This window comes from Streptomyces sp. R-07 (assembly GCF_049913175.1).
GTDB lineage: Bacteria > Actinomycetota > Actinomycetes > Streptomycetales > Streptomycetaceae > Streptomyces.
On the sequence record NZ_CP183978.1, the window covers coordinates 1,977,467 to 2,004,126 of the forward strand.

A 26,660-nucleotide genomic window follows, 5' to 3' on the forward strand; every position below is an offset into this window, starting at 1 on the left:
GCGCGCGAGGGTGAATCGGGGGTGCCGGGACGATCACGCGTCGCGTTCGGACCGCCGTCGGTCGTCCTCGGAGGACCGACGGGCAGGTCCCCCGTCCCGCGTCATTCGCCGCGCGTCGGGTCCTCGCCGCGGTCCAGGGCCTTCCAGAGGTCCTCGGGCCGGTCCGGGTCGGTCGTCGGGGCCTTGCGGCCGGCGCGGGGGGTGCCGGAGCGCTCGTAGCGGCCGCCCATCGCCGGCCAGTTCTTGCCGAAGCGGAGGGCGAAGAGGCCGGCGAGCAGGATGAGGACGGCGCCCGCGGCGGTCACGTACGGCCAGACGGTGTGGCTGAGGCCCGCGACGGCGGCGGCGGTGTCGCCGCTGATCCGGGCGGCCTCGGCGTCGAGCGCGTCGCTGTCGGAGGCGCCGAGGAACGCGGCGAGCGCCGCGCCCGCGCCGCTGAGCGCGAGGAGCGCGGCGACGAGCGTGCGGCCGGTGCGGCGGACGGCGAAGACGGCGAAGAGCGCGGCGAGGCCCACGATCGCGAGGGCGGTGGGCACGCCGGTGACGGCGCCGCCGTCGGCCTCGACGGGGACGCTCCCGCCGCCGACGGACGCCGTGCCCTCGGCCCAGATCTGGCCGGCCGAGAGGAGGACGACGGTGGCGCCGAGGGCGCCGAGGAGGAGGGCCGCGGCCAGGCTGCGGCGGCCGCCGGTGGGGACGGCCGCGCGGGCGGCCCGGGGCTGGGGTACGGGTACGGCACTCACGTACCCCACTATCCCCTACGTGCTCAGTTGCCGTTCATCCGGTTGGCGGTGTGGACGGCGCGGAGTACCGCCGCGGCCTTGTTGCGGCACTCGTCGTCCTCGGAGACCGGGTCGGAGTCGGCGACGACACCCGCTCCGGCCTGCACGTACGCGGTGCCGTCGCGGAGCAGGGCCGTACGGATGGCGATGGCCGTGTCGGCGTCGCCGGCGAAATCGAGATAACCGACACATCCGCCGTAGAGGCCGCGCCGGGAGGGTTCGAGCTCCTCGATGATCTGCATGGCGCGGGGCTTGGGCGCGCCGGAGAGCGTGCCGGCGGGGAAGCAGGCGGTGAGGACGTCGAAGGCGGTCCGGCCCTCGGCGACCTCGCCGGTGACGGTGGACACGATGTGCATGACGTGCGAGTAGCGCTCGACCGACATGAAGTCGACGACCTCGACCGAGCCGGGTGTGCAGACGCGGCCGAGGTCGTTGCGGCCGAGGTCGACGAGCATGAGGTGCTCGGCGCGCTCCTTGGGGTCGGCGAGCAGCTCCTCGGCGAGGTCGTGGTCCTCCTGCGGGGTGGCGCCGCGGTGCCGGGTGCCGGCGATGGGGTGGAGCATCGCCCGCCCGTCCTCGACCTTGACGAGCGCCTCGGGCGAGGAGCCGACGACGTCGAAGCCGTTCTCGAAGCGGAAGAGGTACATGTACGGGGACGGGTTGGTGGCCCGCAGGACCCGGTACACGTCCAGCGCGGAGGCGGTGCAGCGGGTCTCGAAGCGCTGCGAGGGCACGACCTGGAAGGCCTCGCCCGCCCGGATGCGCTCCTTGATGTCCTCGACCGCGTCCTGGTAGGCCGGGCCGCCCCAGAGGGCGGAGAACTCGGGGAGCTCGGAGGCCGGGAGCGCGGTGGGGGCGGTGGCGACCGGGCGGGCCAGGTCGGCCTCCATGGCGTCGAGGCGGGCGACGGCGTGCGCGTACGCCTCGTCGATGCCGGTCTCCAGGTCGTTGTGGTTGATCGCGTTGGCGATCAGCAGGACCGAGCCGTCCCAGTGGTCGAGGACCGCGAGGTCGCTGGTGAGCAACATGGTCAGCTCGGGGAGCTTCAGGTCGTCGCGGCCGTGCTCGCCGATCTTCTCCAGGCGGCGGACGATGTCGTAGCCGAGGTAGCCGACCATGCCGCCGGTGAACGGCGGCATTCCCCCGGCCTTCGGCCGGGGGGACCCCCATCCGGCGAGGTCGCGCGGGGTGTGGAGGGTCTCGACGGTGGCGCGCAGGGCGGCGAGCGGGTCGCCGTCGACGGGGACGCCGACGGGCGGGGTGCCCAGCCAGTGCGCCTGCCCGTCCTTCACGGTCAGGGTCGCGTCGCTGCGGACCCCGATGAAGGAGTAGCGGGACCAGCTGCGGCCGTTCTCCGCGGATTCGAGGAGGAAGGTTCCGGGGCGTTCGGCGGCCAGCTTGCGGTAGAGCCCGACCGGGGTGTCGCCGTCCGCGAGGAGCCTGCGGCTGACGGGGATGACGCGGCGGTCGGCCGCCAGCTTGCGGAAGGTCTCGAGATCCATGGCACCGGACCTTACTGGGATACGGGGAGCACGTCGGCGTCGAAGCAGGTGCGGGCGCCGGTGTGGCAGGCGGCGCCGACCTGGTCGACCTGGACGAGGAGGGTGTCGGCGTCGCAGTCGAGGGCGACGGACCTGACGTGCTGGACGTGCCCGGAGGTGTCGCCCTTGACCCAGTACTCGTTGCGGCTGCGGGACCAGTAGGTGCAGCGGCCGGTGGTGAGGGTGCGGTGGAGGGCCTCGTCGTCCATCCAGCCGAGCATGAGCACCTCGCCGGTGTCGTACTGCTGGGCGATGGCGGGGACGAGCCCGTCGGCGCTGCGCTTGAGGCGGGCGGCGATGGCGGGGTCGAGGTCGCTGGGGGTCCGGGGCGTGCTCATGGGGATATTGTGCCGCGCTCGAAGGCGGTGTCCGGCGGGGCGTCCACTGGGCGGACGGCGTCCCCCGGTCGTACGCTGGCAGGCATGTCGACCCATGCGAAACGTGAACGGCTTCTGCTCGCCGATCTGTTGGAGGCGGCGGGCCCGGACGCGCCGACGCTCTGCGAGGGCTGGCGGACCCGGGACCTCGCGGCCCATGTGGTGGTGCGGGAGCGGCGCCCGGACGCGGCGGCCGGCTCCCTCGTACCGGCGCTGAAGGAGCGGCAGGACCGGGTGCAGGCGGAGTTCGCCGAGAAGCCGTACGAGGAGCTGATCCAGCTCATCCGGACGGGCCCGCCGCGGTTCTCGCCCTTCACCATCAAGCAGGTGGACGAGGGGGCGAACGTCGTCGAGTTCTACGTGCACGCGGAGGACGTCCGGCGGGCGCAGCCCGACTGGTCGGCGCGCGAGCTCGACCCGGTCTTCGCGGACGCCCTCTGGTCCCGCCTGGAGCGGATGGCCCGGCTCCTCGGCCGCAAGGCTCCGGTGGGCCTGGTGCTGCGCCGGCCGAACGGCCAGACGGCGGTCGCCCACCGCGGCACCCCGGTGGTGACGGCCTCCGGGGAGCCGGGCGAGCTGGTGATGTACCTGTACGGCCGCCGGGACTCGGCGAAGGTGGCCCTGGACGGCGAGCCGGAGGCGATCGAGCGGCTGCGGGAGACCAAGCAGCTGGGGATCTAGCCGGTCGGTAGTTCGGCGCGGCGGAGGGCCGGGACCGCGAGGGTGTACACGCCTGCCAGGGCGCAGATCGAGGCGCTCACGGCGAAGACCGGGCCGGGGCCCCACAGGCCGATCGCCGCGCCGGTGACGGGGAAGGACAGCGGGGCTATGCCCAGGCTCGCGAGGCTGGAGACGGCGGTCACCCGGCCGAGGTAGGCGGGGTCGCACTCGGTCTGGACGAGGGCGTTGACCAGCGCCCCGGAGAGTCCGGCGAACAGGCCGACGGACAGGGCGACGGCGGCGGCGACGGGCAGGTACGGCGTGAAGGCGAGGGCGCCGATGGAGACGGCGCCGACCGTCATGGTCCAGCCGCTGACGGCCCCGGCGCGCGGGACGCGCCCGCGCACGGCCAGGAGCAGGGAGGCGGCGCCCGCGCCCGTACCGAATCCGGCGAGGATCCAGCCGATGCCGGAGGCGCCCCAGCCGCGCTCTGCGGACAGGACGGCGAGGCCGACGTTGAGGGGGCCGACGAAGCCGAGGTCGCTGAGGAGCACGACGATCATCAGCGGGCCGAGGAGGCGGTGCCCGCGCAGGTAGCGCAGTCCGTCGGCGAGGTCGCGCAGGGCGGTGGCGTCGCGGGCCTCGTCGGCGGCGGGGAGCGGGCGGAGCCGGAGCGCGCTCAGCAGGGGCAGCGAGAGGGCGAAGAGCACTCCGGCGACGCCGAAGGCGGTGGCGGGGCCTCCGACGGCGACCGCGAGGCCGCCGAGTGGGGCGCCGAGGACGGCGCCGCTGCGGTACGCGAGCCCGCGCAGGCCCTGGACGCGGGTGAGCTGGTCACGTTCGGCGATCCGGGGCGGGAGGGCGCCGACGGCCGGCAGGAACAGGGCGTCGACGGTGCCGAAGACGAGGGCGACGGCGGCGAGGATCCACAGGCCGGGCGAGGCGAGGAACAGCGTCGCGGCGAGGCCGAGGGTGACGAGGCAGCGGACGGTGTCGGAGGCGAGGACGACCCGGCGGGGTCCGAGGCGGTCGGCGATCACTCCCCCGAAGAGCATGAGCAGCGCGCGGGGGACGGCGGAGACGGCCAGGACGAGCCCGGCCTGGGCGGGGGTGCCGCTGCTGACGGTGGCCCAGGAGAGCGCGAGGTAGTAGATGCTGTCGCCGAGCGTGGAGGCGGTGAAGGCGCCGAGCCAGCGCAGCACCTGGGGGTTGCGGTGGGCGGGGCGGGTGTCGGGGGCGAGGACGGCGGCGGTCATCGGGGCGTCCCCCGGTAGGGGAAGCCGTGGAGGTGGACGGCGACGTTCTCGCGTCCCTCGGTGTCGCCGGCGGCCTCGGCGGCGCGGGCCAGCTGGTCGTACTTCTTGAGCAGCGCGTCGAGCTCCTTGCCGAGGGCGGCGAGCTCGGGGGCGGTCAGGCGCGGCAGCCATTCGGAGCTGATCGCGGCGGAGCGCCACTCGTCGGACCAGGTGAGGCGCTCGTCCAGGTAGCGGCGGTGGAGTTCGGTGCGCTGTTCGTTGAGGGTGCGGCCGACGGCGTCGCTCGCCGCGGCCAGTTCCGGGCTGTCGCGCACGTCCTCGTCGCGGATGCTCACCCCGTACGAGGCGGGCTGCCACCAGCGCTCGCGGCCGTCCGTCGACTGGGTCTCGGCCTCCTCGATGAGGCCGTGGTCGGCGAGCTTGCGGAGGTGGTAGCTGACGAGCGAGACGGCCTCGTCGACCTGGTCGGCGAGCTGGGAGGCGGTGGCGGTGCGGGCCACGAAGAGGGCTCGGTAGAGGCGCATGCGCAGCGGGTGCGAGATGGCTTTGAGGGTGCCGAGATCGGTGATCCGGCGGTTCTCCGACGAGGTCATGACACCGACGATAGATGCGAAAGAAATCTTGCGCAATCGAAATTGCGCAACTGATCCTGCGCATCCGGGAAAGAAGAAGGGCCCCCGAAGGGGCCCTTCCAGAAGCGGAACCTCCGGTCAGCGGACCGGGTGGCCCGCCTCCCGCAGTGCGTCCTTGACCTGCGAGATCCGCAGGTCGCCGAAGTGGAAGACGGAGGCCGCGAGCACCGCGTCCGCGCCCGCCGCCACGGCCGGCGGGAAGTCGGCGAGCTTGCCGGCGCCGCCGGAGGCGATCACCGGGACCGTCACGTGCTTGCGCACGGCCGCGATCATCTCGGTGTCGTAGCCGTCCTTCGTGCCGTCGGCGTCCATCGAGTTGAGCAGGATCTCCCCCGCGCCCAGCTCGGCGGCCCGGTGCGCCCACTCGACGGCGTCGATGCCGGTGCCCTTGCGGCCGCCGTGCGTCGTCACCTCGAAGGAGCCCGACGCGGTGCGGCGCGCGTCCACGGACAGGACGAGCACCTGGCGGCCGAAGCGCTCCGCGATCTCCTGGATCAGTTCGGGGCGCGCGATGGCGGCCGTGTTGACGCCCACCTTGTCGGCCCCGGCCCGCAGCAGCTTGTCGACGTCCTCGGCCGAGCGGACGCCGCCGCCGACCGTGAGCGGGATGAAGACCTGCTCGGCGGTGCGGCGCACCACGTCGTAGGTGGTCTCCCGGTTGCCGGAGGAGGCGGTGATGTCGAGGAAGGTCAGCTCGTCGGCGCCCTCGGCGTCGTACAGCTTGGCCATCTCGACCGGGTCGCCCGCGTCCCGCAGGTTCTGGAAGTTGACGCCCTTGACGACCCGGCCGTTGTCCACGTCCAGGCAGGGAATCACGCGTACGGCGAGCGTCACAGGGCACCGTCCCGGTACGCCTCGACCTCGACCTCGACGACCAGGCTCGGGTCGACGAAGCCGGAGACGATGATCATCGACGCGGCGGGGCGGACGGCGTCGAACAGCTCCTTGTGCGCGCGGCCGACCTCGTCCACGTCCCGGGCGTGCGTGATGTACATCCGGGTCCGTACGACGTGCTCCGCGCCCAGACCCAGCTTCTTCAGCGCGTCGAAGGCCACGTTGAAGGAGTTGATCGCCTGCTCGTACGGGCCTCCCCCGGCGATCTGGCCGCCCACCACCGACGTACAGCCGGAGACCAGGACCAGACCGTTCGGAAGCTCCACCGCGCGCGAGTAGCCGAACTGCTCCTCCCAGGGAGCGCCGGTGACGACCTTGCGTACGGAATCGGTCATACGGCAGCCACCGCCGCGATCGCCTCTTCGAGGGTGAAGGCCTTGGCGTACAGCGCCTTGCCGACGATCGCGCCCTCGACGCCCAGCGGGACCAGGCCGGACAGGGCCCGAAGGTCGTCCAGGGAGGAGACGCCGCCGGAGGCGACGACGGGCTTGTCGGTGGCCGCGCAGACGTTCTTCAGGAGCTCCAGGTTGGGGCCCTGGAGGGTGCCGTCCTTGGCGATGTCGGTGACGACGTACCGGGCGCAGCCCTCGGAGTCGAGGCGGGCCAGGGTCTCGTACAGGTCGCCGCCGTCGCGGGTCCAGCCGCGGCCGCGCAGGGTCGTGCCGCGGACGTCGAGGCCGACGGCGATCTTGTCGCCGAACTCGGCGATGACCTTGGCGACCCACTCGGGGGTCTCCAGGGCGGCGGTGCCGAGGTTGACGCGGGTGCAGCCGGTGGCGAGGGCGGCGGCGAGCGAGGCGTCGTCGCGGATGCCGCCGGACAGCTCGACCTTGATGTCCATGGCCTCGGTGACCTCGCGGACCAGGTCACGGTTGTCGCCGGTGCCGAAGGCGGCGTCCAGGTCGACCAGGTGGAGCCACTCGGCGCCGGCCCGCTGCCAGGCAAGGGCGGCCTCCAGCGGAGAGCCGTAGGAGGTCTCGCTGCCGGACTCGCCGTGGACGAGCCGGACGGCCTGGCCGTCGCGGACGTCCACGGCGGGGAGGAGTTCGAGAGTGCTCACAGGGTTCCGATCCAGTTGGTGAGGAGCTGGGCTCCGGCGTCGCCGGACTTCTCGGGGTGGAACTGGGTCGCCCACAGGGCGCCGTTCTCCACCGCCGCGACGAAGGGCTCGCCGTGGGTGGCCCAGGTGACCTTCGGGGCGCGGATGTTCTTGTTGCCGACCTCCAGGGTCCACTCGCGCACCGCGTAGGAGTGCACGAAGTAGTACCGGGCGTCGGCGTCGAGGCCCGCGAAGAGCTCGGTGTCGGCGGGCGCGTCGACCGTGTTCCAGCCCATGTGGGGGACGACGGGGGCGTTCAACGGCTCGACCGTACCGGGCCACTCGTCGAGACCCTCGGTCTCCACGCCGTGCTCGATGCCCTCGGCGAAGAGGATCTGCATGCCGACGCAGATGCCCATGACCGGGCGGCCGCCGGAGAGCCGGCGGCCGATGATCCAGTCGCCGCGGGCCTCCTTGAGGCCCTTCATGCAGGCGGAGAAGGCGCCGACGCCGGGGACGAGGAGGCCGTCGGCGTTCATGGCCGTGTCGTAGTCGCGGGTGATCTCGACGTCCGCGCCGACCCGGGCGAGCGCGCGCTCGGCGGAGCGCACGTTGCCGAAGCCGTAGTCGAAGACGACGACCTTCTTCGGGGAAGCCGTGCTCATGACCACACGTCCAGACGCAGCACGCCGGCGGAGAGGCACATCGCGGCGCCGATGGAGACGAGCACGATCAGGCCCTTGGGCATCTGCTGCTTGACGAAGGAGTAGATGCCGCCGAGCAGGAAGAGCCCGACGACGATCAGGATGGTGGAGAGGCCGTTCACGACTAGAGCGCGCCCTTCGTGGAGGGGAGGATTCCGGCGGCGCGGACGTCGCGCTCGGAGGCGTAGCGGAGCGCGCGGGCGAGCGCCTTGAACTGGCACTCCACGATGTGGTGGGCGTTGCGGCCGTACGGGACGTGGACGTGCAGCGCGATCTGGGCCTGGGCGACGAAGGACTCCAGGATGTGCCGGGTCATCGTCGTGTCGTACGAGCCGATCATCGGCGCCATGTTCTCGGGCTCGGTGTGCACGAGGTACGGGCGGCCGGAGAGGTCGACGGTGACCTGGGCGAGCGACTCGTCCAGCGGGACCGTGCAGTTGCCGAAGCGGTAGATGCCGACCTTGTCGCCGAGGGCCTGCTTGAAGGCGGCGCCGAGGGCGAGGGCGGTGTCCTCGATGGTGTGGTGCGAGTCGATGTGCAGGTCGCCGTCGGTCTTGACCGTCAGGTCGAAGAGCCCGTGCCGGCCGAGCTGGTCGAGCATGTGGTCGTAGAAGCCGACCCCGGTCGACACGTCGACCTTTCCGGTGCCGTCGAGGTCGATCTCGACGACGACGGAGGTCTCCTTGGTGGTGCGCTCAACGCGGCCTACGCGGCTCATCGCTCCTGCTCCTTCATCAATTCACGGACCGCGTCGAGGAACGCGTCGTTCTCTTCGGGGGTGCCGGCGGTGACCCGCAGCCATCCCGGTACGCCGTTGTCCCGGACCAGGACGCCCCGGTCGAGGATCCGCTGCCAGGCCGCGTGCGCGTCGGGGAACTTCCCGAACTGCACGAAGTTGGCGTCGGAGTCGGTGACCTCGCAACCGAGGGCGCGGAGCTCGGTGACGAGCCGGTCGCGCTCGGCCTTGAGCTGCTCGACGTACCCGAGGAGGGTGTCGGTGTGCTCCAGGGCGGCGAGCGCGGTGGCCTGGGTGACGGCCGAGAGGTGGTACGGCAGGCGGACCAGCTGCACGGCGTCGACGACGGCCGGGTGGGCGGCGAGGTAGCCGAGGCGCAGTCCGGCGGCGCCGAAGGCCTTGGACATGGTCCGGGAGACCACCAGGTTCGGGCGGCCCGCCAGGAGCGGCAGCAGCGACTCCCGGTGGCTGAACTCCACGTACGCCTCGTCCACGACGACCATCGAGGGCTTCGCCGCCTGGGCCGCCTCGTACAGGGCGAGGACGGTGCCGGTCCCGACGGCGGTGCCGGTGGGGTTGTTGGGCGAGGTGATGAAGACGACGTCCGGCGCGTTCTCCGCGATGGCCTGGACGGCCGCCTCGACGTCGATGGTGAAGTCCTCGTTGCGCGGACCGGAGATCCAGCCGGTGCCGGTGCCGCGGGCGATCAGGGCGTGCATCGAGTACGAGGGCTCGAAGCCGATCGCGGTACGGCCGGGGCCGCCGAAGGTCTGCAGCAGCTGCTGGATGACCTCGTTGGAGCCGTTGGCCGCCCACACGTTCTCGACGCCGACGCGGTGTCCGCCGGTCCGGGTGAGGTAGGCGGCGAGCTCGGTGCGCAACTCGATCGCGTCGCGGTCGGGGTAGCGGTTGAGGCCGCGGGCGGCCTCGGCGACCCGCTCCGCGATCCGGGCCACCAGGGGCTCGGGCAGCGGGTAGGGGTTCTCGTTGGTGTTCAGCTGGACGGGGACGTCGAGCTGGGGCGCGCCGTAGGGGGACTTGCCGCGCAGTTCGTCCCGGACGGGCAGGTCGTCGATTCCGGTCACTGCTGGGGGACCTTCCATCCGAACCGTGCCTTGATCGCCGCGCCGTGGGCGGGCAGGTCCTCGGCCTCGGCGAGGGTGACGACGTGGTGGGCGACGTCGGCGAGGGCGTCGCGGGTGTAGTCCACGATGTGCACGCCGCGCAGGAAGGACTGCACGGAGAGGCCCGAGGAGTGGCAGGCGCAGCCGCCGGTGGGCAGGACGTGGTTGGAGCCGGCGCAGTAGTCGCCGAGCGAGACCGGCGCCCAGGGGCCGACGAAGATCGCGCCGGCGTTGCGGACGCGGTCGGCGACGGCGGCGGCGTCGGCGGTCTGGATCTCCAGGTGCTCGGCGCCGTACGCGTCGACGACCTTGAGGCCGTCGGCGAGGTCGCGGACGAGGACGATCGCGGACTGGCGGCCGGCGAGGGCCGGGACGATCCGGTCGTCGACGTGCTTGGAGGCGGCGACCTGGGTCTTCAGCTCGGCCTCGGTGGCGGCGGCCAGCTCGTCCGAGTCGGTGACGAGGACGGAGGCGGCCATCGGGTCGTGCTCGGCCTGGCTGATGAGGTCGGCGGCGACGTGCACGGGGTCGGCGGTGGAGTCCGCGAGGATCGCGATCTCCGTCGGGCCGGCCTCGGCGTCGATGCCGATGCGGCCCTTGAGGAGGCGCTTGGCCGCGGCCACGTAGATGTTGCCGGGGCCGGTGACCAGGTCGACGGGGGCGCAGCCGGGCTCGTCGGCGGTGCCCTCCGTGCCAAACGCGAACATGGCGATGGCCTGGGCGCCGCCGGCGGCGTACACCTCGTCGACGCCGAGGAGGGCGCAGGCGGCCAGGATCGTCGGGTGCGGCAGGCCGCCGAACTCCTTCTGGGGCGGCGAGGAGACGGCCAGGCCCTCGACGCCGGCCTCCTGGGCCGGGACGACGTTCATCACGACGGACGACGGGTAGACCGCGCGCCCGCCCGGCACGTACAGGCCGACGCGGTCGACCGGGATCCACTTCTCGGTGACCGTGCCGCCGGGGACGACCTGGGTGGTGTGGGTGGTGCGGCGCTGCTCGCGGTGGACGAGCCGGGCGCGCCGGATGGACTCCTCGAGGGCGGCGCGGACGGCCGGGTCGAGCTCGTCGAGGGCGCGACTGATCGCCTCGGCGGGGACGCGCAGGCTCTCGACGCGGACGCCGTCGAATTTCTCCCCGTAGTCGATCACCGCTGCGGCGCCATGATGCCGTACGTCCTCGCAGATCGGCCGCACCTTCTCCAGGGCGGCTTCCACGTCGAACTCGGCACGGGGCAGCAGGTCGCGCAGTGCGGAACCCTCGGGGAGGGTGTCGCCGCGCAGATCGATTCGAGAGATCACGGGTCAATTCTCTCAGACGGCCCACAGCGTCGGACGCCCGTATCACTGGCTGATACGCGCCACACTGGCGTCTTGTCGCCACAGCTGACCGTTAGCGTTCAGCCCGTCACTCAGCGGGAAGAACGGCTGTACGAATCCACGAATCCCGGAAAGCGGAATCGTGGGAGCGGATCGTGGAAAGCGAGGGGGCGGCAGTGACCGAGCCGCACGAGGACGGGATGCCGGAAGGTCTCACGGGCCCGGAGCGGGCCGTGTGGCGGGCGTTCCGGATCGGCAGGACCTGCGATCTGACGGAGGGGATCGCGGAGCGGGACGACCCTTTCGGGATACGGGAGTGGGGGGAGGAGCGGAGTGTCCGCGCCGACGTGGTGGCGCTGCTGCTGCTCGCCGGGCCGCCGGCCCGGCCCGGGCGGGTGGCCGCGCTGAAGCTGCGCGGGGTAAGGATCACCGGCGTGCTGAACCTGGCGGGCGGGACGATAGGGCCGTACGTGGAGCTGCACGGCTGCCGGTTCGACGGAGAGGTGGTGCTGCCCGAGGCCCGGTTCGGCACCCTGCGGATGGTCGAGTGCCTGCTGCCGCGCCTGGAGGCGGCCCGGCTGCACACGGAGGGGGACCTGCACCTGCCGCGCTGCCGGGTGCGCCGGGGCATCCGGCTGACGGACGCGCAGATCGGCACGGACCTGCTGATCAACCAGATCCAGGTGTGGCCGGACCGGCGGGGGCGGGCGATCACGGCGGACGGCATGGTGGTCGCCCAGGACGTCCAGGCCGAGCTGATCGAGACCCACGGGGAGCTGAGCCTGCGCGGGGCGAAGGTGGGGGTCTCGCTCAGCCTGCGGGGCAGCGTGCTGCGCGGGGCGCAGGGCCGCCGCGCGCTGAACGCCCCGCAGCTGACGGTGGAGCGCTCGCTCTATCTGAACGCGGCCTGGGTGTACGGGGACGGGAACGGGGACACGTCGGGGAACTCGGCGTACCCGAGCGGCGGTTCGACGGCCACCCCGCCGTACGGGGTGACGCCCGCCCTGGGCACCCGCCGCAAGCCGGTCGAGTGCCACGGCGGGGTGCGGCTCGACGACGGCCGCTTCGGCGACGCGGTGGACCTGCACCACGCCCGGTTCCTGCTGGACGGCGCCCGCCGGGACGAACTGTCGCTGCGCCGGATCGTCACCCCGGAACTGCGGTTCAACGGCGAGCGGCCGGAGGAGGGGCGGGTCGTGCTCAACGGCGCCAAGGTCGTCACCCTGATCGACCTGTCGACCAGCTGGCCGGGGCCCGGCGGGCTCGCGATGGGCGGCTTCGCCTACGAGAACCTCGTGCCGTACGGACACTTCCCGCTGGCCCGGCGCCTGGAGTGGGTGGCGGCGGCGACCCCGGAGTACGCCCCCGAGCCGTACGAGCGGCTCGCGACGGTCCTGCGGAACAGCGGCGAGGACGCGGACGCCCGCGAGGTGCTGCTCGCCAAGCAGCGGCGCAGACGGGAGACCCTGCCGCTGGCGGGGAAGCTGTGGGGGTACCTCCAGGACTGGACCGTGGCGTACGGCTACCGGCCGGGCCGGGCGGCCCTGTGGATGGCTGTGCTGTGGGCGGCGGGCACGGTGGTCTTCTCCCACTACCGCCCGGTCGCGCTGAAGGCGGACGAGGCGCCCGAGTGGAACGGCACGCTGTACGCGCTCGACCTGCTGCTGCCCGTGATCAATCTCGGCCAGGACGGCTACTGGCGCCTGGAGGGCATCTGGCAGTGGGTGGCGGCGGTGCTGATCCTCCTCGGCTGGATCCTCGCGACGACGGTGGCGGCGGGCGCGACGCGACTGCTCAGCAGGGGATGAGGCGAAGGGGGTGAGAAGGTGCTGTCACCACGAGGTGAGGGTGCTGTCGTGACCCCGTGACGCGGCTGCGGCGGCGGGCCGGACCGGGGGACAATACACAACACCATGTCCTTGCTCCGCGCCCTGTTCGGCACCGTCCGCTCGGCCCGGCACGCCCCGCGGCTCGCCGCGGGGCTCGTGCCGGACGACGACGTGCTGCTCGACGCCCCGGACGAGCGGCTCGCCCCCGCCCTGGTCGCCGCCGCCCTCGGCGATCCGGAGCCCGCGGCGAAGCTGCTCGCCACCACCCGGGACGCCTGCGAGTGGGAGGACCGCGACCGGTACGTCACCCGGCTCGCCACCTTCGCGTACAGCAGGGAGGACTGGCTCACCGGCTGGCTCTCCACCACGCCCGGCGATCCCGACGCCCTCCTCGTCACGGCGCAGCTCGCCGTCCGCAGGGCCTGGGAGTCCCCGGCGCGGGCCGAGCGGCTGCGCGAGCTCGCACCGCTGATCGAGGAGATCGCCGGGGCGGCGCCGCACGACCCGGTGCCGTGGCGGCTCGCCCTGGACCATGCCCGCGGGGCGCACGCCGGGCACGCGGTCTTCGAATCGCTGTGGGAGCAGGCCGTGCGCCGCTCCCCGCACCACTACGGCTGTCATGTCGCCGCGCTGAAGTACCTCTCGGCGCAGTGGTACGGCTCGTACCGCGCCGCCTTCGACTTCGCCGAGCAGGCCGCCGACGACGCCGCCCCGGACTCGCTCGTCGGGGCGCTGCCGGTCCGCGCGGCCTACGACGGGCTCCGGGTGCCGCCGGGTCCTGAAGGGTCCGCGCCGGCCGCCCGGGTCGATCGTGCGGTGGTCCGCGCCCTGGCCCTGTCGGCGGCCTTCCCCGCGGGCGACCCGTGGCCGGCCGAGGTCCGCAACCTGCTCGCGTACGTGCTGGTCGAGCGGGGGCGCTGGGAGGAGGCCTGGGAGGAGTTCGGGCGGATCGGCCCGTACGCGACCTCGTTCCCCTGGGGAACCGCGCGGGGCGCCGTACCGGAGGATCCGCCCCCAGGCTCTCGGCTTCGCACGAACAGGGGGGACCCCCTCCTCCGCTTCCTGGCCGAGCGGGACCGGACGCGGGGCGAACTGGCCCGCCGGACACCGCTCAGGGGCACCAGTCGTGGACGGGCCGGACAGGGCGGGCCCGGCGGCCATTAGGCTGACCGCTGTGACCACCGCTCGCCTGCCTCTCTTCCCGCTCAACGCGGTGCTGTTCCCTGGCCTCGTGCTGCCGCTGAACGTCTTCGAGGAGCGTTATCGCGCCATGATGCGCGAGCTGCTCACGATCGACGAGTCGGAGCCGCGCCGCTTCGCCGTCGTCGCCATCCGTGACGGCCGCGAGGTCGCGCCGACGGCTCCCGGCATGCCGGACCAGACGGCGCTGCCGGAGAAGGGCCCGGCGGCGGGCTTCGGCTCCGATCCCATCCAGTCCTTCCACCGGGTCGGCTGCATCGCCGACGCGGCGTCGATCCGGGAGCGTGCCGACGGCAGCTTCGAGGTGATGGCCACCGGTACGACCCGGGTGAAGCTGCTGTCGGTCGACGCGAGCGGGCCGTTCCTGTCGGCCGAGGTCGAGGAGATCCCCGAGGAGCAGGGCGAGGAGGCCGGCACGCTCGCCGAGGGGGTGCTGCGGGCCTTCCGGAGCTACCAGAAGCGCCTCGCGGGGGCGCGTGAGCGTTCGCTGACGACGAGTGAGCTGCCCGACGAGCCGTCCGTCGTGTCGTACCTGGTCGCGGCGGCTGCGGTGCTCGACACCCCGTCGAAGCAGCGGCTGCTCCAGGCGCCGGACACGGCGACGCGGCTGCGCGAGGAGCTGACGCTGCTGCGCGCGGAGACCGCGGTGCTGCGGCACCTGCCGTCGCTGCCGGTGGTGGACCTGACGCAGACCCCGACGTACCCGAACTGAGCCGGCCCCGCCGGACGGACCGAGCCGAGGAAGAGCGCGTGGCGAAGAAGCAGAAGAAGAACGGCGGGGGCACTCCGGCGACGGTGGCCCTGACGGCGGCCGGCACCCCGTTCACCCTGCACGCCTACGAGCACGACCCGGCCTCCCCCTCGTACGGCGAGGAGGCGGCGGAGGCCCTCGGGGTCTCCCCCGACCGGGTCTTCAAGACGCTGGTGGCGGACGTCGACGGCGAGCTGACGGTCGCGGTGGTCCCGGTGGCGGGCCAGCTGGACCTGAAGGCGCTGGCCTCGGCGGTCGGCGGGAAGCGGGCGGCGATGGCCGACCCGGCGGCGGCGGAGCGCACGACGGGGTACGTCCGCGGCGGCATCTCCCCGCTGGGCCAGCGCAAGCGGCTCCGTACCGTCCTCGACTCCTCGGCCTCGGAGCACGCGACCGTCTGCGTCTCGGCGGGCCGCCGCGGCCTGGAGGTGGAGCTCTCCCCCGCGGACCTGGCCGCCCTCACCTCGGCGGTGGTGGCCCCGATCGGCCGCGCCTGACGCCCGGCGCGGCCTCCGGGGGGGCCTGAGCCGTCAGTGCGTTCCCGGGCCGGGAGTGTACGGCTTCGGCTGGCCCCAGGACTCCGGTTCCGGGTCGCGGGGGCCGAAGAGTGCCGTCAGCGCGAGGTGCACGATCATGGCGGCGAGCGGCCAGGCCAGCATCGCGGCGGCCGCGAAGTTCAGTTCGATCGGCGCCTCGAAGGGCACGTTCGGGCCGACCGCCTTCGCGTGGGCGACGACGTCGCCGGTGGGGCCGAAGTGCGTGCCGATCCACCAGGCGAGCAGCGAGCCGAGCCCTCCGCCCAGTGCCAGGCCGAGCACGAGCGGGACGCCGCCCTTGCGGCGCAGCAGGAAGACGACGAGCGCGGCGACCGCGCCGAAGGCCAGCGCGAGCAGCACAAACGTTCCGTCGGCGCCGATCGCCGACTCCCCCTCCGAGTTCCGGAGGTAGACGCCCTTGCCGTCCGAGATGAGCAGGACGCGCGGGGCCAGGTTCAGCCACAGCACTCCGAGCAGCGCCCCGGCGACCGCCGAGACGAGGGTCACCACGACGCCCTGCACGACCTCGGCCCCCGTGATCGGGTCCCCGGCCGGGCCGGGCAGCGGCGGAGGCGGCGGGGGCCAGTCGGGATCGTGCGGCGGCTGGTGAGGCGGAGTCAGAGGTGCGGTCACACCGCCATCGTGCCAGGTGTCCCTGTGGCCCGCCTCAGCGGACGGCGGCCCGGCGGTAGGCCCAGGTGGCGACGGCGAGCGAGACGACGCCGACCGCCCCGCACACGGCGAGGTCGAGAGCGACGACGGCCCAGTCGGGGTGCGGGTCGAAGGTGCGGGCCAGGGCCTCCACGCCGTACGTCGACGGCAGCAGGTCCCGCGCCCAGCCGATCGGTCCCGGCAGCCGCTCGGCCGGGAGGACGCCGAGGAGCAGCGCCGCCGACATGCCGAGCTGGCCGAGGAGGGTGGCCAGCTCCTGGCGGGGCGCGAGGAGCCCGAGGGCCGCGCCGAGTCCGGCGAGCGCCGCCCCGGTGAGCGGGACGACGGCGGCGAGGATCCACAGGTGGCCGAGGGGCAGCCCGAAGAGCACGGAGCCCGCGACGGCGGTGACGGCGGTCCCGGGCGCGGTGAAGGAGGCGTACGCCCCGGCCGCGCCGAGCACGACGGCGGCGGGCGGCACGGGCAGGGTGGCGTAGTGGTCGAGGCCGCCGCCGGCCCGCAGCTGCCCGAAGTACTGGGCGAGCAGGTTGAGCGCGACGAAGGCGACGACGAGGACGGTGGAGCCGGCCACGACCGCGCGCGCCTCGGAGCCGCCGTCGACGACCCCGCGCATCAGGACCATGATCCCGATCGACTGGAAGGTGGCGACGAAGAGCAGCGGGATGCGGGCGACGCGGGCGCGGGAGAGCTGCGCGCGGTAGACGGCCGCCAGGGCCGGAAGGAGCCGGGCGCGGGGGGCGAGGGGCGCGGCGCCGTCCTCGTCGCCGCGGGACCGGGCCGGGAGCGCGCCGGTCGGCAGGGCCTCGGCGGGCAGGGTGCTCACTGCGTACAGCTCCTGAGGGTGACGTGCGGTACGTGAGAGGGGTGTCGGGTCACGCCTTCACCAGTCCCTCGGTCGCGCCGCCCAGGGCGAGGTACACGTCCTCCAGGCTGGGCGTGGCCAGGGTGAAGTCGTCGAGCGCGGCGAACGCGGCCCCGCCGGTGACGGTGGCCACGGCCGTGCGGGCGGCGTCGGGGGCGAGCCGGAGGTGCCAGCGGCGTCCGGTCTCCTGGGCGAGTCCGCGCAGGGCGGCGACCTCGGGCAGGTGGAGCGGCGGCGCGTCGCGCCACACCAGCTCGACGCGGACCTCGCCGGCGACGCGCTCCTTGAGTCCGGCGGGGGTGTCGCAGGCGATGACCCGGCCGCGGTCGATGACGGCGACCCGGTCGAGGACGGTCTCGGCCTCGATGACGTTGTGGGTGACGAGGAGCACGGTGGTGCCGTGCTCGGCGCGGCGCCGGTCGACGGCGGCCCAGACGGCGCGCCGGGCGACGGGGTCCATGCCGGTGGTGGGTTCGTCGAGGACGAGGACGGGCCTGCGGCCGACGAGCGCGGCGGCGAAGCAGGCGAGCCGCCGCTGTCCGCCGGAGAGCTTCTTGAGGGGGCGGCCGGCGATCTCGCCGAGCCCGAGCTCCGCCAGGACGGCGTCCCGCTCGGCGCGGGCGTCGGCGGCGGTGAGGCCGCGCAGGCGTCCGGTGGTCTCGGCGGCGAGGGAGACGGTCAGCTCGTCGAGGGCGGTGGACTCCTGGCCGAGGTAGGCGAGGAGCCGGGCGGCCCGCTCGGGGTGGCGCACGAGGTCGTGGCCGAGGAGTTCGACGGTGCCGGAGTCGGGGCGCATGAGCCCGGTGAGCTGGCGGACGAGGGTGGACTTGCCGGCGCCGTTGGGCCCGAGCAGGCCGAAGATCTCGCCGCCGCGCACGTCGAGGCTGATCCCGTCGGTGGCGCGCACCTCGGGGGTCGCGGGCGCGCCGCGCCTGCCGCGCGTGGCGGGGTACGTCTTGACCAGATCCCGCACCACGCACACCGTACTCACGGGGGAAGAGCCTACGGGGTCGCCGGGCCTGCTCCGGGCGCGGGGGCGTGTTCGGCGGCGGCCCGGACGTCGATCTCGCGCCAGAATCCCGCCCGGATCGCGTAGCGGTCGTGCTCGTCGATCTGGTCGTCCTTGTGGGCGAGAAGTCCGAAACGGGCGGCGTAGCGGAGGAGTTCGCCGTCGATGCGGTGCGGGATGCGCGGGTAGAGCGTGGACAGCTTCTGGACGTGGCTCTGCTCGGGGAGCCGTTCCATCCAGCGGCGGGCGAACACCTGTCCGACCTCGAAGGGGTCGCCGCCGACGGTGGTGATGTCCTCCTCGCGGTCGGCCCAGCGCTGCTCCGCGCTGGTGAGCGCGGCGAGGGTGGGCAGGGTGGCGGTCTCGGCCGGTTCGCCGAGGGAGGGCGCGGGGCGCTCGACCCAGCCCCGGTCGGAGGACCAGCGGAGCGCGCTCGCGCCCTGCGGGACCGGGGCGGCCGAGGCGCCCGGGACACCGGGGCCGCGCAGTCCCGCCAGGTCCTTGGGGGTGGGGACGCCCTTGCCCGTCGCCGGGGCGGGGACGCCCGCGCCGTGGACGTGCTCGTCGTCGTGGACGTGACCGTTGGTGTGGGCGTGCTCGTGGCCGCCGTTGCCGGCCGCGTCGGCGGGGACCGGTCCCCCGTTCCGTACGGCCGCGGCGGCGGCCGCCTCGGCGGCCCGTTCGGCGGAGGCGGCGAGGGCCGCCTCGGGCAGCGGGGCGGAGAGGATGGCGGCGATCTCCGGGCGCGGGGCGGGCGGCGGCGTACAGATGCCGGTGAGGTCCTTGGCGCGGACGGCGCGGGTGATCCAGGCCCGGTCGAGGACCCGCCGCTCGTCGGCCTCGGCGACGAGGTCCTCGGACTGGTTGTAGTCGCCGTCGGCGGCCTGGACGGCCCAGAGGTGGACGGCGACGCCGTGCTCCTTGGCCGACATGAGACCGGGCAGCAGGTCGCCGTCGCCGGTGACGAGCACGATGTCGGAGCAGGCCCTGTTCCTGGCGAGCTCGGTGAGCTCGGTGTGCATGGCCGCGTCGACGCCCTTCTGCGCCCAGCGCCCGTCGCTCCTGGTCAGAGCACCCAGCCGGACGGTGACCCGGGGCATGACGCGCAGTCTGCGGTGCTCGGGCTGGGGCACCCGGTCGGGCGCGCCGTCGAACCAGTAGATCCGCAGGAGGGGCAGTGCGGTCTCGGCCTCGGCGCGCTGCCGCAGCTGCTGGATCAGCCCGGCGTGGTCGACGGTGATCCTGGAGCGGGCCGGTTCCCCGGCGAGGAGACTGGCGGCGGCGCCCAGCAGGTAGCCGGCGTCCACCAGGACGACGCAGCGGTCCACGTGTTCCACCCTCTTTCGGGAGCCTCGGGGTCGGACTCGGGATCGGGATCAGGATCGGAATCGGGAACGGAAGGTGCTTCGGGTTTCCTTCGAGTCTGCCCGAACGCCGGGGGCTTGACGGCCGGAACTGGATCATCGGCGTGGCGGATGTCACGTCCCGCCGGGCTCTCACGCTCCGTAATGATCCAACATGCGGCGGTTCGTGCCGTATGTGAGTCTGACAGCGGCCCTGGCCCCTAGGTCCCTTTGAGGAGGCATCCCCATGGCCAAGAACCGCAACCAGAACCGCAGTCAGAAGCAGCAGTCGCCGGCCGAGCGCGGCGCCCAGCAGGCGCAGCAGTCGGCGATGGAGTCCCAGGCCGAGCAGCGTGCCAGTCAGGTCACTCCGGGTGACATGGCGCGCAAGGGCCGTCAGAAGCGCTTCGGCCACAACTGACGGTCTTCGCATACGGCAAAGGGGCGCGCCCGTGACGACGGGCGCGCCCCTTGCGCGTGCTAAAGGAGCCGGGTCAGCCGGCCAGGCAGGACGGGCCGAGCAGCACCTTCAGGTCGCCGAAGAGCGCCGGATCGGCCTGCACCCGGTGCCGGTCGAGCCGCAGCACGGTCGTGGTCCGGGGGCCCTGGAGCTTGATCCGCACCTCGGTGTTGCCCTTGTGGTGCTTGAGGATCTCGCCGAGCCTGCTGACCATCGGCGGGGTCACCTTGACCGTCGGGATGGTGAGGATCACCGGCGCGTTGGTCCCGGCGTTCGACAGGTCGGGGACCATCAGCTCCATGGCGACGAGGCGGGGGATGTCCTCGCGCTTGTCGAGGCGTCCCTTGACGAAGACGACCGTGTCCTCGACGAGCTGGGTGGAGACCAGCTGGTAGGTGGCCGGGAAGAACATGCACTCGATGGAGCCGGCCAGGTCCTCGACGGTGGCGATCGCCCAGGCGTTGCCCTGCTTGGTCATCTTGCGCTGGAGGCCGGAGATGATGCCGCCGATGGTGACGACCGCGCCGTCGCCGTGCTCGCCGCCGGTCAGCTGGGAGATCGCCGCGTCCGTCTTGTCGGACAGGACGTGCTCGATGCCGAAGAGCGGGTGGTCGGAGACGTAGAGGCCGAGCATCTCGCGCTCCTGGGCGAGCAGGTACGACTTCTCCCACTCGACGTCGGAGAACTCGACGTCGAGGCCGAAGCCGGGCTCGTCGCTCGCCTCGTCACCCATCCCGCCGAACAGGTCGAACTGTCCCTCGGCCTCCTTGCGCTTGACCGCCACCACGTTGTCGATCATGGGCTCGTGGTGGGCGACCAGGCCCTTGCGGGTGTGGCCCATCTCGTCGAAGGCGCCGGCCTTGATCAGCGACTCGACGGTCCGCTTGTTGCAGACGACGGCCTCGACCTTGTCGAGGAAGTCGGGGAAGGAGGAGTACTTCCCCTTGGCCTTGCGCGATTTGATGATCGACTCGACGACGTTGGTGCCGACGTTACGGATGGCGGAGAGGCCGAAGAGGATCACGTCGTCGCCCTGGGCGGCGAAGTTCGACTCGGACTCGTTCACGTTGGGCGGCAGGACCTTGATGCCCATGCGGCGGCACTCGTTGAGGTAGACCGCGGACTTGTCCTTGTCGTCCTTGACCGAGGTGAGCAGTCCCGCCATGTACTCGGCCGGGTGGTTGGCCTTGAGGTAGGCGGTCCAGTAGGAGACAAGGCCGTACGCGGCGGAGTGCGCCTTGTTGAAGGCGTAGCCGGCGAAGGGGACCAGGACGTCCCAGAGGGCCTTGATGGCCTCGTCGCTGTAGCCGTTCTTCTTGGCTCCGGCCTGGAAGATGGTGAAGTTCTTCGCCAGCTCCTCGGGCTTCTTCTTGCCCATGACGCGGCGGAGGATGTCGGCCTCGCCGAGCGAGTAGCCGGCGATGATCTGGGCGGCCTTCTGCACCTGCTCCTGGTACACGATGAGGCCGTAGGTGACCGCGAGCACCTCTTCGAGCGGCTTCTCCAGCTCGGGGTGGATCGGGGTGATCTCCTGCTGGCCGTTCTTGCGCAGGGCGTAGTTCGTGTGCGAGTTCATGCCCATCGGGCCCGGCCGGTACAGGGCGGACACGGCGGAGATGTCTTCGAAGTTGTCGGGCTTCATCAGCCGCAGCAGCGAGCGCATCGGCCCGCCGTCGAACTGGAAGACACCGAGGGTGTCACCGCGCTGGAGCAGTTCGAAGGTCTTCGCGTCGTCGAGCGGCAGCGCGAGGAGATCGATGTCGATCCCCTTGTTGGACTTCACCATCTTGACGGCGTCGTCCATGATCGTGAGGTTGCGCAGGCCGAGGAAGTCCATCTTCAGCAGGCCGAGCGACTCGCACTGCGGGTAGTCCCACTGCGTGATGGTGACGCCGTCCGTGTGCCGCACCCAGATCGGTGCGTGGTCGACGATCGGCTCGCTGGACATGATCACGCCGGCGGCGTGCACGCCCATCTGGCGGACCAGGCCCTCGACGCCCCGGGCGGTGTCGATGACCTTCTTGACGTCCGGCTCGTTCTCGTACATCGCGCGGATCTCGCCGGCCTCGCTGTAGCGCGGGTGCGAGGGGTCGGTGATGCCGTTGAGGTCGATGCCCTTGCCGAGGACGTCGGCGGGCATGGCCTTGGTGAGCCGGTCGCCCATGGCGTACGGGTAGCCGAGGACGCGCGCGGAGTCCTTGATGGCGTTCTTCGCCTTGATCTTTCCGTACGTGCCGATCATGGCGACCTTGTCGGCGCCGTACTTCTCGGTCACGTACCGGATCACCTCGACGCGCCTGCGCTCGTCGAAGTCGATGTCGACATCGGGCATCGAGATGCGCTCGGGGTTGAGGAAGCGCTCGAAGATCAGGCCGTGCGGGATCGGGTCGAGGTCGGTGATGCCCATGGCGTACGCGACGATCGAGCCGGCCGCGGAGCCTCGGCCGGGGCCGACGGCGATGCCCTGCTTCTTCGCCCACATGATGAAGTCGGCGACGACGAGGAAGTAGCCGGGGAACCCCATCGAGATGATGGTGTCCATCTCGTACTCGGCCTGCTTGAGGCGGTCGTCCGGGATGCCTCCGGGGAAGCGGCGGTGCATGCCGCGCATGGTCTCCTCGCGGAACCACGTGACCTCGGTGTAGCCCTCGGGGATGTCGAACCTCGGCATGAGGTTCTTGGCCTCGAACATGCCGGAGGTGTCGATCTGCTCCGCGACGAGGAGGGTGTTGCGGCAGCCCTCCTGCCAGGCGTCCGAGGAGTCGACGGCGTACATCTCGTCCGTCGACTTCAGGTAGTAGCCGGTGCCGTCGAACCTGAAGCGGTCCGGGTCCGAGAGGTTCTTGCCGGTCTGGATGCAGAGCAGGGCGTCGTGCGCGCCGGCCTCGTGCGCGTAGGTGTAGTGCGAGTCGTTGGTGACCAGCGGCGGGATGCCGAGCTTCTTGCCGATCTCCAGGAGCCCGTCGCGGACCCGGTGCTCGATCTCGATGCCGTGGTCCATCAGCTCCAGGAAGTACCGGTCCTTGCCGAAGATGTCCTGGTACTCGGAGGCGGCCTTCAGGGCCTCGTCGAACTGGCCGAGGCGGAGACGGGTCTGCAGCTCGCCGGAGGGACAGCCGGTGGAGGCGATCAGGCCCTCGGACCACTGGGAGATGGTCTCCTTGTCCATCCGGGGCCACTTCTGCAGCCAGCCCTCGGCGTACGCGTCGGAGGAGAGCTTGAAGAGGTTGTGCAGTCCGGTGGCGTTGGCCGCCCAGATCGTCTTGTGGGTGTAACCGCCGGAGCCGGAGACGTCGTCCCGCTTCTGGTGCGGCTGGCCCCACTGGATCTTCCGCTTGTTCCGCCGGGACTCCGGGGCGACGTACGCCTCGATGCCGATGATCGGCGTGACCCCGGCCTTCTTCGCGGTGTGGAAGAAGTCGTACGCCCCGTGCAGGTTGCCGTGGTCGGACATCGCGATGTGGGTCATGCCCATCTCGTTGCACGCGTTGAACATGTCCTTCAGCCGCGCGGCACCGTCCAGCAGCGAGTACTGGGTGTGGACGTGGAGGTGCGTGAAAGGCGGCTTGGTCACGGCGGGAGGCCTCCGGGAAACGCTGAGAGACAGGCTGCGGACAGTCTGGGGGGACAGCGTGGAAGTCTACGTCTCCGGGCTGACAGTCCGGAGTGAAACACTGCGGGGCGAAGCCCCTCGATGTGGGGTGGCGGTCGGGCGACGGGCGGGCACTCGGGGCTAAGGTCGCGCGTTGAGAGACACGGAACACCTGTCCGTATTGTCGTGAACATTCTCGCACCACCCGTACCAGGAGGCACCCTCGATGTCGGTCCCGCAGCCCACCGCAGCCGAGCGCGGTGAGCACATCCTCGCCGTCTTCGACACCGCCTTCGGCGAGCTCCTCGCCGCCGACCCCGCGGCCTTCCGCGTCAAGTTCCGGAAGATGGCCGGCTCCGCCTTCGCCTTCTACCGGGGCACGGCGTGCCTGTTCTACGCGGACCTGGATCAGGAGGCCCACGGCGGGCCGTACCTGGACGAGCAGACCGGCCGGGTCTGGATCCACGGCGATCTCCACGCGGAGAACTTCGGCACGTACATGGACGCCAACGGACGCCTCGTCTTCAACGTCAACGACTTCGACGAGGCCTACGTCGGCCCCTTCACCTGGGACCTGAAGCGGCTGTCCGCCTCCCTCGCGCTCATCGGCTACGCCAAGGCGCTCAGCGACGAGCAGATCACCGAGCTCGTCCGGATCTACGCGGGCGCGTACCGGGAGCGGATCCACGCCCTCGCGGCCGGCGCCAAGGGTGACGAGGTCCCCGCCTTCACCCTGGAGACCGCCGACGGGGCACTGCTCGGCGCCCTGCGCGAGGCCCGGGCGCTGACCCGCTTCGGGCTGCTCGACTCGATGACCGAGATCCGCGAGTTCGAGCGCCGCTTCTCGGCGGGCGCCGGCACGATCGAGCTGGACGCGGCCACGCGGTACAAGGTCCTCGCGGCCTTCGACGGCTATCTGGAGACCCTGCCGGAGTCCTCCCTCGCCCGCCCCGACTCGTACCGGGTGAAGGACGTCGTCGGGCGGCGCGGGATCGGCATCGGCTCGGCCGGCCTCCCCTCGTACAACATCCTCCTGGAGGGCAACAGCGACGCCCTGGAGAACGACGTCGTGATCTACCTGAAGCAGGCGCAGACCCCCGCGGTCTCGCGGCACGTCACGGACGCGGCGGTGCGGGGCTACTTCCAGCACGAGGGCCACCGGACCGTGATCTCGCAGCGGGCGCTCCAGGCGCACGCCGACCCGTGGCTGGGCTGGGCGGAGCTGGACGGGGCGGGCCAGCTGGTCGCCGAGGTGTCGCCGTACGCCGTGGACCTGGACTGGTCGGACATCGACGACCCGCAGGACATCGCGGCCACCGTCGCCGACCTGGGCCGGGCGACGGCCACGATGCACGCGGCGGCGGACGACTCCAGCGGCCACTCCCTGGTGCCGTTCTCGACGGAGCGGGCCATCGACGCGGCGATCGCCGCCGACGAGGAGGGCTTCGCCGAGCTCCTGGTCGGCTTCGCGCACGCGTACGGGGCGCGGGCGCGGGCGGACCACCAGATCTTCGTGGACCTCTTCCGCAACGGCCGGATACCGGGGCTCTGACCGCTCGCACAGGTTGTCCTTAGGGACGCCTTACGGGCCGGCATGGGACACTCCACGACGATGGACATGGCAGGGACGCAGCTGAGGGCGCTGCGGGCGGCGTTCTTCACGGCACTGGTCGTGACGCTGTCCGTGGCGTCCCACGTGCTGCTCTCCCGCGTGCCGCTGCCGCTCGGGACGGTCGTCCCGGTCGCGGTCGGCGTCTTCGCCGTGGCGTACGCGCTGGCCGGCCGCGAGCGCGGCCTCGGCCCGATCGCCGGGCTCCTCGTCCCGCTGGAGCTCGCCGCCGACACCCTCTTCACCAGCGGCCAGGCGGTCTGTTACGGCCCCGCCGGCGGCCCGGTCGCCGGTTCGCTGCGCTCGGTGGGCGTGGAGGTGTTCTGCGGCGGCGCCGTGGGCACGCCGCTGCCCGGCGTGGTGACCCCGGAGAGCGGGGGCGCCGCCGCGCTGCTCCACTCCCCCGACCCGGCGCTGCCGTGGCTGCTGCTCCTGGCCCATGTGGGCGTGGGGCTCTCGGCGGCGTGCTGGCTGCGCGGCGGGGAGCGGGCGCTGGCCCGGCTGGTGCGCGCGGTGGAGGGCTTCGCGTTCCGGCCGCTGCTGCTGGTGGCGGCCTTCTTCCGTGTCGCCGGTCCGGCGCCGCTGCGGGCCGGCCGGCCCGCCGGGCGGCCCCGGTCCTCCCGCACCCGGCTCCTCGTGCACTCCGTCGGGCGGCGGGGGCCGCCGCGTCCGGTGCTCGCTCTCGTCTGAGCGGGCCCCGCGCGTCCCCCTGCCTTCCCTCACTCTTCACGGAGATCTCGATCATGAGTGCACGCAACAGCCAGACCAACAAGGCCGCCGCCCGCGAGCGACTGCGCGAGGAGCGCGAGCGCCAGGCGAAGAAGGACAAGGCCCGTCGCCGGCTCGTCGTCGGCGTCTCGGCCGTGGCCGTCCTGGCCGCCGCCGGCGGCATCGGCTACGCGGTCGTCCAGTCCAACAAGCCCTCCCACTGGGAGTCGGTGGCCGACGCGAAGAGCGTGACGGCGCCGAAGAACACCACAGGCGCGAACGGCACGACCGTCGTCATCGGCAAGGACTCAGCGAAGAAGACCCTGGAGCTGTACGAGGACTCGCGCTGCCCGGTCTGCGCGACCTTCGAGCAGACCGTGGGCTCCACGGTCGAGAAGGACGTCGAGGCCGGCAAGTACAAGATCAGGTACGTCGGTGCCACCTTCATCGACAACGGCATCCCGGGCGAGGGCTCGAAGAACGCCCTCTCGGCGCTCGGCGCCGCGCTGAACGTGAGCCCGGAGGCCTTCCTCAAGTACAAGGCCGCCCTCTACTCCACGAAGTTCCACCCGGAGGAGAAGGACGACAAGTTCGCCAAGGACTCCTACCTCCTGGAGGTGGCGGACTCGGTCCCGGCCCTCAAGGGCAACGCCGAGTTCAAGAAGAACGTCGAGGACGGCACCTTCGACGCCTGGGCGATGAAGATGTCGAAGGCCTTCGACGCCAGCGGTGTGCAGGGCACCCCGACGCTGAAGATGAACGGCAAGCCGGTCACGGTCGAGGGCACGGACAACCCGCCGATGACGGTGGCCGAGTTCGGCACGGCGATCGACGCGGCCCTCAAGGCCTGACGCCGCACCGGCCCGCCATGGCCCCGGACCCCACGGTCCGGGGCCGAGGCATGTGCGGGACCCCGGCGTGTACGGGACCCCGGCCTGTGCGGGACCCCGGCCTGTGCGGGGCCCCGGCGCGTACGGGACCCCGGCGTGTGCGGGGCCCCGGCCCTACGGGTCCGAGGCATGGCGCAG

The 26,660-nt window shown here is 72.5% G+C and carries 27 protein-coding genes; 9 read left to right on the forward strand and 18 right to left on the reverse strand.

The annotated features are described in order from the left end of the window. Positions 1-101: 101 nt before the first annotated feature. Genes ACN9M0_RS08850 through hisI form a run of 3 tightly spaced genes read right to left on the reverse strand, consistent with a single transcriptional unit; the run spans position 102 to position 2,661 of the window. Positions 102-752 (reverse strand): TIGR02234 family membrane protein, encoded by a 651-nt coding sequence (locus tag ACN9M0_RS08850; protein ID WP_366039480.1) that lies wholly within the window; start codon positions 750-752, stop codon positions 102-104. 14 nt (positions 753-766) lie between these two features. After that, the gene (locus tag ACN9M0_RS08855) at positions 767-2,284 is read right to left on the reverse strand and encodes an anthranilate synthase component I (protein ID WP_366039482.1); all 1,518 of its coding nucleotides are present in this window, start codon (positions 2,282-2,284) and stop codon (positions 767-769) included. Positions 2,285-2,295: 11 nt separating this feature from the next. Then, a complete protein-coding gene (hisI, locus tag ACN9M0_RS08860; protein ID WP_366039483.1) occupies positions 2,296-2,661 on the reverse strand; it encodes a phosphoribosyl-AMP cyclohydrolase in 366 nt (121 codons plus the stop codon). An 84-nt stretch (positions 2,662-2,745) separates the two neighbouring features. Here hisI and ACN9M0_RS08865 point away from each other — a divergent pair, with 84 nt between their 5' ends. Next, positions 2,746-3,381: a TIGR03085 family metal-binding protein gene (locus ACN9M0_RS08865; protein WP_366039484.1), complete on the forward strand. Its 636-nt coding sequence runs from the start codon at positions 2,746-2,748 to the stop codon at positions 3,379-3,381. Here ACN9M0_RS08865 and ACN9M0_RS08870 read toward each other — a convergent pair. The 10 genes from ACN9M0_RS08870 to hisD form a co-directional block, all read right to left on the reverse strand. Next, a complete protein-coding gene (locus ACN9M0_RS08870) occupies positions 3,378-4,616 on the reverse strand; it encodes an MFS transporter (protein WP_399696445.1) in 1,239 nt (412 codons plus the stop codon). The two genes, ACN9M0_RS08865 and ACN9M0_RS08870, sit on opposite strands and share 4 nt — an antisense overlap. Beyond that, positions 4,613-5,209, reverse strand: a complete 597-nt coding sequence (locus tag ACN9M0_RS08875) for a helix-turn-helix domain-containing protein (RefSeq protein WP_366039486.1) — start codon at positions 5,207-5,209, stop codon at positions 4,613-4,615. The genes ACN9M0_RS08870 and ACN9M0_RS08875 overlap by 4 nt, the downstream gene beginning before the upstream one ends. Before the next feature lie 117 nt (positions 5,210-5,326). Then, complete coding sequence (gene hisF / locus ACN9M0_RS08880; protein ID WP_366039487.1) at positions 5,327-6,082, reverse strand: imidazole glycerol phosphate synthase subunit HisF; 756 nt, start codon at positions 6,080-6,082, stop codon at positions 5,327-5,329. Beyond that, positions 6,079-6,477, reverse strand: coding sequence for a RidA family protein (locus tag ACN9M0_RS08885; RefSeq protein WP_366039488.1), 399 nt, complete (start codon positions 6,475-6,477; stop codon positions 6,079-6,081). Before ACN9M0_RS08885 ends, hisF begins: the two co-directional genes overlap by 4 nt. After that, positions 6,474-7,202 carry a bifunctional 1-(5-phosphoribosyl)-5-((5-phosphoribosylamino)methylideneamino)imidazole-4-carboxamide isomerase/phosphoribosylanthranilate isomerase PriA gene (gene priA / locus ACN9M0_RS08890; RefSeq protein ID WP_366039489.1) on the reverse strand — a complete coding sequence of 243 codons (729 nt, stop codon included), beginning with the start codon at positions 7,200-7,202 and terminating at the stop codon, positions 6,474-6,476. Before priA ends, ACN9M0_RS08885 begins: the two co-directional genes overlap by 4 nt. After that, on the reverse strand, positions 7,199-7,846 hold the full coding sequence (gene hisH / locus ACN9M0_RS08895; RefSeq protein ID WP_399696446.1) for an imidazole glycerol phosphate synthase subunit HisH: 648 nt from the start codon (positions 7,844-7,846) through the stop codon (positions 7,199-7,201). The genes priA and hisH overlap by 4 nt, the downstream gene beginning before the upstream one ends. Then, the gene (locus ACN9M0_RS08900; protein ID WP_015032910.1) at positions 7,843-8,007 is read right to left on the reverse strand and encodes a hypothetical protein; all 165 of its coding nucleotides are present in this window, start codon (positions 8,005-8,007) and stop codon (positions 7,843-7,845) included. Before ACN9M0_RS08900 ends, hisH begins: the two co-directional genes overlap by 4 nt. 2 nt (positions 8,008-8,009) lie before the next feature. Beyond that, positions 8,010-8,603, reverse strand: coding sequence for an imidazoleglycerol-phosphate dehydratase HisB (hisB, locus tag ACN9M0_RS08905; RefSeq protein ID WP_030211590.1), 594 nt, complete (start codon positions 8,601-8,603; stop codon positions 8,010-8,012). Then, a complete protein-coding gene (locus tag ACN9M0_RS08910; protein WP_366039491.1) occupies positions 8,600-9,706 on the reverse strand; it encodes a histidinol-phosphate transaminase in 1,107 nt (368 codons plus the stop codon). Before ACN9M0_RS08910 ends, hisB begins: the two co-directional genes overlap by 4 nt. Then, on the reverse strand, positions 9,703-11,043 hold the full coding sequence (gene hisD / locus ACN9M0_RS08915) for a histidinol dehydrogenase (protein ID WP_426403395.1): 1,341 nt from the start codon (positions 11,041-11,043) through the stop codon (positions 9,703-9,705). The genes ACN9M0_RS08910 and hisD overlap by 4 nt, the downstream gene beginning before the upstream one ends. 194 nt (positions 11,044-11,237) lie before the next feature. On the opposite strand from hisD, the gene ACN9M0_RS08920 reads away from it, so the two are divergent. From ACN9M0_RS08920 to ybaK, 4 genes are all read left to right on the forward strand, one after another. Beyond that, the gene (locus tag ACN9M0_RS08920; RefSeq protein WP_366039493.1) at positions 11,238-12,869 is read left to right on the forward strand and encodes an oxidoreductase; all 1,632 of its coding nucleotides are present in this window, start codon (positions 11,238-11,240) and stop codon (positions 12,867-12,869) included. Positions 12,870-12,974: 105 nt separating this feature from the next. After that, positions 12,975-14,054 (forward strand): hypothetical protein, encoded by a 1,080-nt coding sequence (locus ACN9M0_RS08925; RefSeq protein ID WP_426403396.1) that lies wholly within the window; start codon positions 12,975-12,977, stop codon positions 14,052-14,054. A gap of 10 nt (positions 14,055-14,064) precedes the next feature. Next, complete coding sequence (locus ACN9M0_RS08930) at positions 14,065-14,802, forward strand: LON peptidase substrate-binding domain-containing protein (protein WP_366039496.1); 738 nt, start codon at positions 14,065-14,067, stop codon at positions 14,800-14,802. A 38-nt stretch (positions 14,803-14,840) separates the two neighbouring features. After that, positions 14,841-15,338, forward strand: a complete 498-nt coding sequence (gene ybaK / locus ACN9M0_RS08935; protein WP_366039497.1) for a Cys-tRNA(Pro) deacylase — start codon at positions 14,841-14,843, stop codon at positions 15,336-15,338. Between the two features lie 33 nt (positions 15,339-15,371). On the opposite strand, the gene ACN9M0_RS08940 is transcribed toward ybaK, so the two are convergent. The 4 genes from ACN9M0_RS08940 to ACN9M0_RS08955 are packed head-to-tail and all read right to left on the reverse strand — an operon-like array spanning position 15,372 to position 19,257. Next, positions 15,372-16,010, reverse strand: coding sequence for a DUF2567 domain-containing protein (locus ACN9M0_RS08940; protein WP_366039498.1), 639 nt, complete (start codon positions 16,008-16,010; stop codon positions 15,372-15,374). Between the two features lie 34 nt (positions 16,011-16,044). Then, positions 16,045-16,872, reverse strand: a complete 828-nt coding sequence (locus ACN9M0_RS08945) for an ABC transporter permease (protein ID WP_399696450.1) — start codon at positions 16,870-16,872, stop codon at positions 16,045-16,047. Positions 16,873-16,921: 49 nt separating this feature from the next. Continuing rightward, entirely contained in the window at positions 16,922-17,893 is a 972-nt protein-coding gene (locus tag ACN9M0_RS08950; RefSeq protein ID WP_366039559.1) for an ABC transporter ATP-binding protein, read from the reverse strand. Between the two features lie 20 nt (positions 17,894-17,913). Continuing rightward, the gene (locus tag ACN9M0_RS08955; protein WP_366039499.1) at positions 17,914-19,257 is read right to left on the reverse strand and encodes an NYN domain-containing protein; all 1,344 of its coding nucleotides are present in this window, start codon (positions 19,255-19,257) and stop codon (positions 17,914-17,916) included. Positions 19,258-19,510: 253 nt separating this feature from the next. Between ACN9M0_RS08955 and ACN9M0_RS08960 the strand changes: the two genes are divergently transcribed. Continuing rightward, entirely contained in the window at positions 19,511-19,684 is a 174-nt protein-coding gene (locus ACN9M0_RS08960) for a hypothetical protein (RefSeq protein ID WP_191094710.1), read from the forward strand. A 73-nt stretch (positions 19,685-19,757) separates the two neighbouring features. Here the strand turns inward: ACN9M0_RS08960 and dnaE are convergent, their stop codons facing one another. Continuing rightward, positions 19,758-23,297 (reverse strand): DNA polymerase III subunit alpha, encoded by a 3,540-nt coding sequence (gene dnaE / locus ACN9M0_RS08965; protein ID WP_366039500.1) that lies wholly within the window; start codon positions 23,295-23,297, stop codon positions 19,758-19,760. Between the two features lie 244 nt (positions 23,298-23,541). Between dnaE and ACN9M0_RS08970 the strand changes: the two genes are divergently transcribed. Genes ACN9M0_RS08970 through ACN9M0_RS08980 form a run of 3 tightly spaced genes read left to right on the forward strand, consistent with a single transcriptional unit; the run spans position 23,542 to position 26,483 of the window. Beyond that, a complete protein-coding gene (locus tag ACN9M0_RS08970) occupies positions 23,542-24,867 on the forward strand; it encodes a DUF2252 domain-containing protein (protein ID WP_399696451.1) in 1,326 nt (441 codons plus the stop codon). 60 nt (positions 24,868-24,927) lie between these two features. Beyond that, complete coding sequence (locus ACN9M0_RS08975) at positions 24,928-25,614, forward strand: hypothetical protein (protein ID WP_399696452.1); 687 nt, start codon at positions 24,928-24,930, stop codon at positions 25,612-25,614. A gap of 53 nt (positions 25,615-25,667) precedes the next feature. Continuing rightward, positions 25,668-26,483 carry a DsbA family protein gene (locus tag ACN9M0_RS08980; protein ID WP_366039503.1) on the forward strand — a complete coding sequence of 272 codons (816 nt, stop codon included), beginning with the start codon at positions 25,668-25,670 and terminating at the stop codon, positions 26,481-26,483. Positions 26,484-26,660 lie beyond the last annotated feature (177 nt).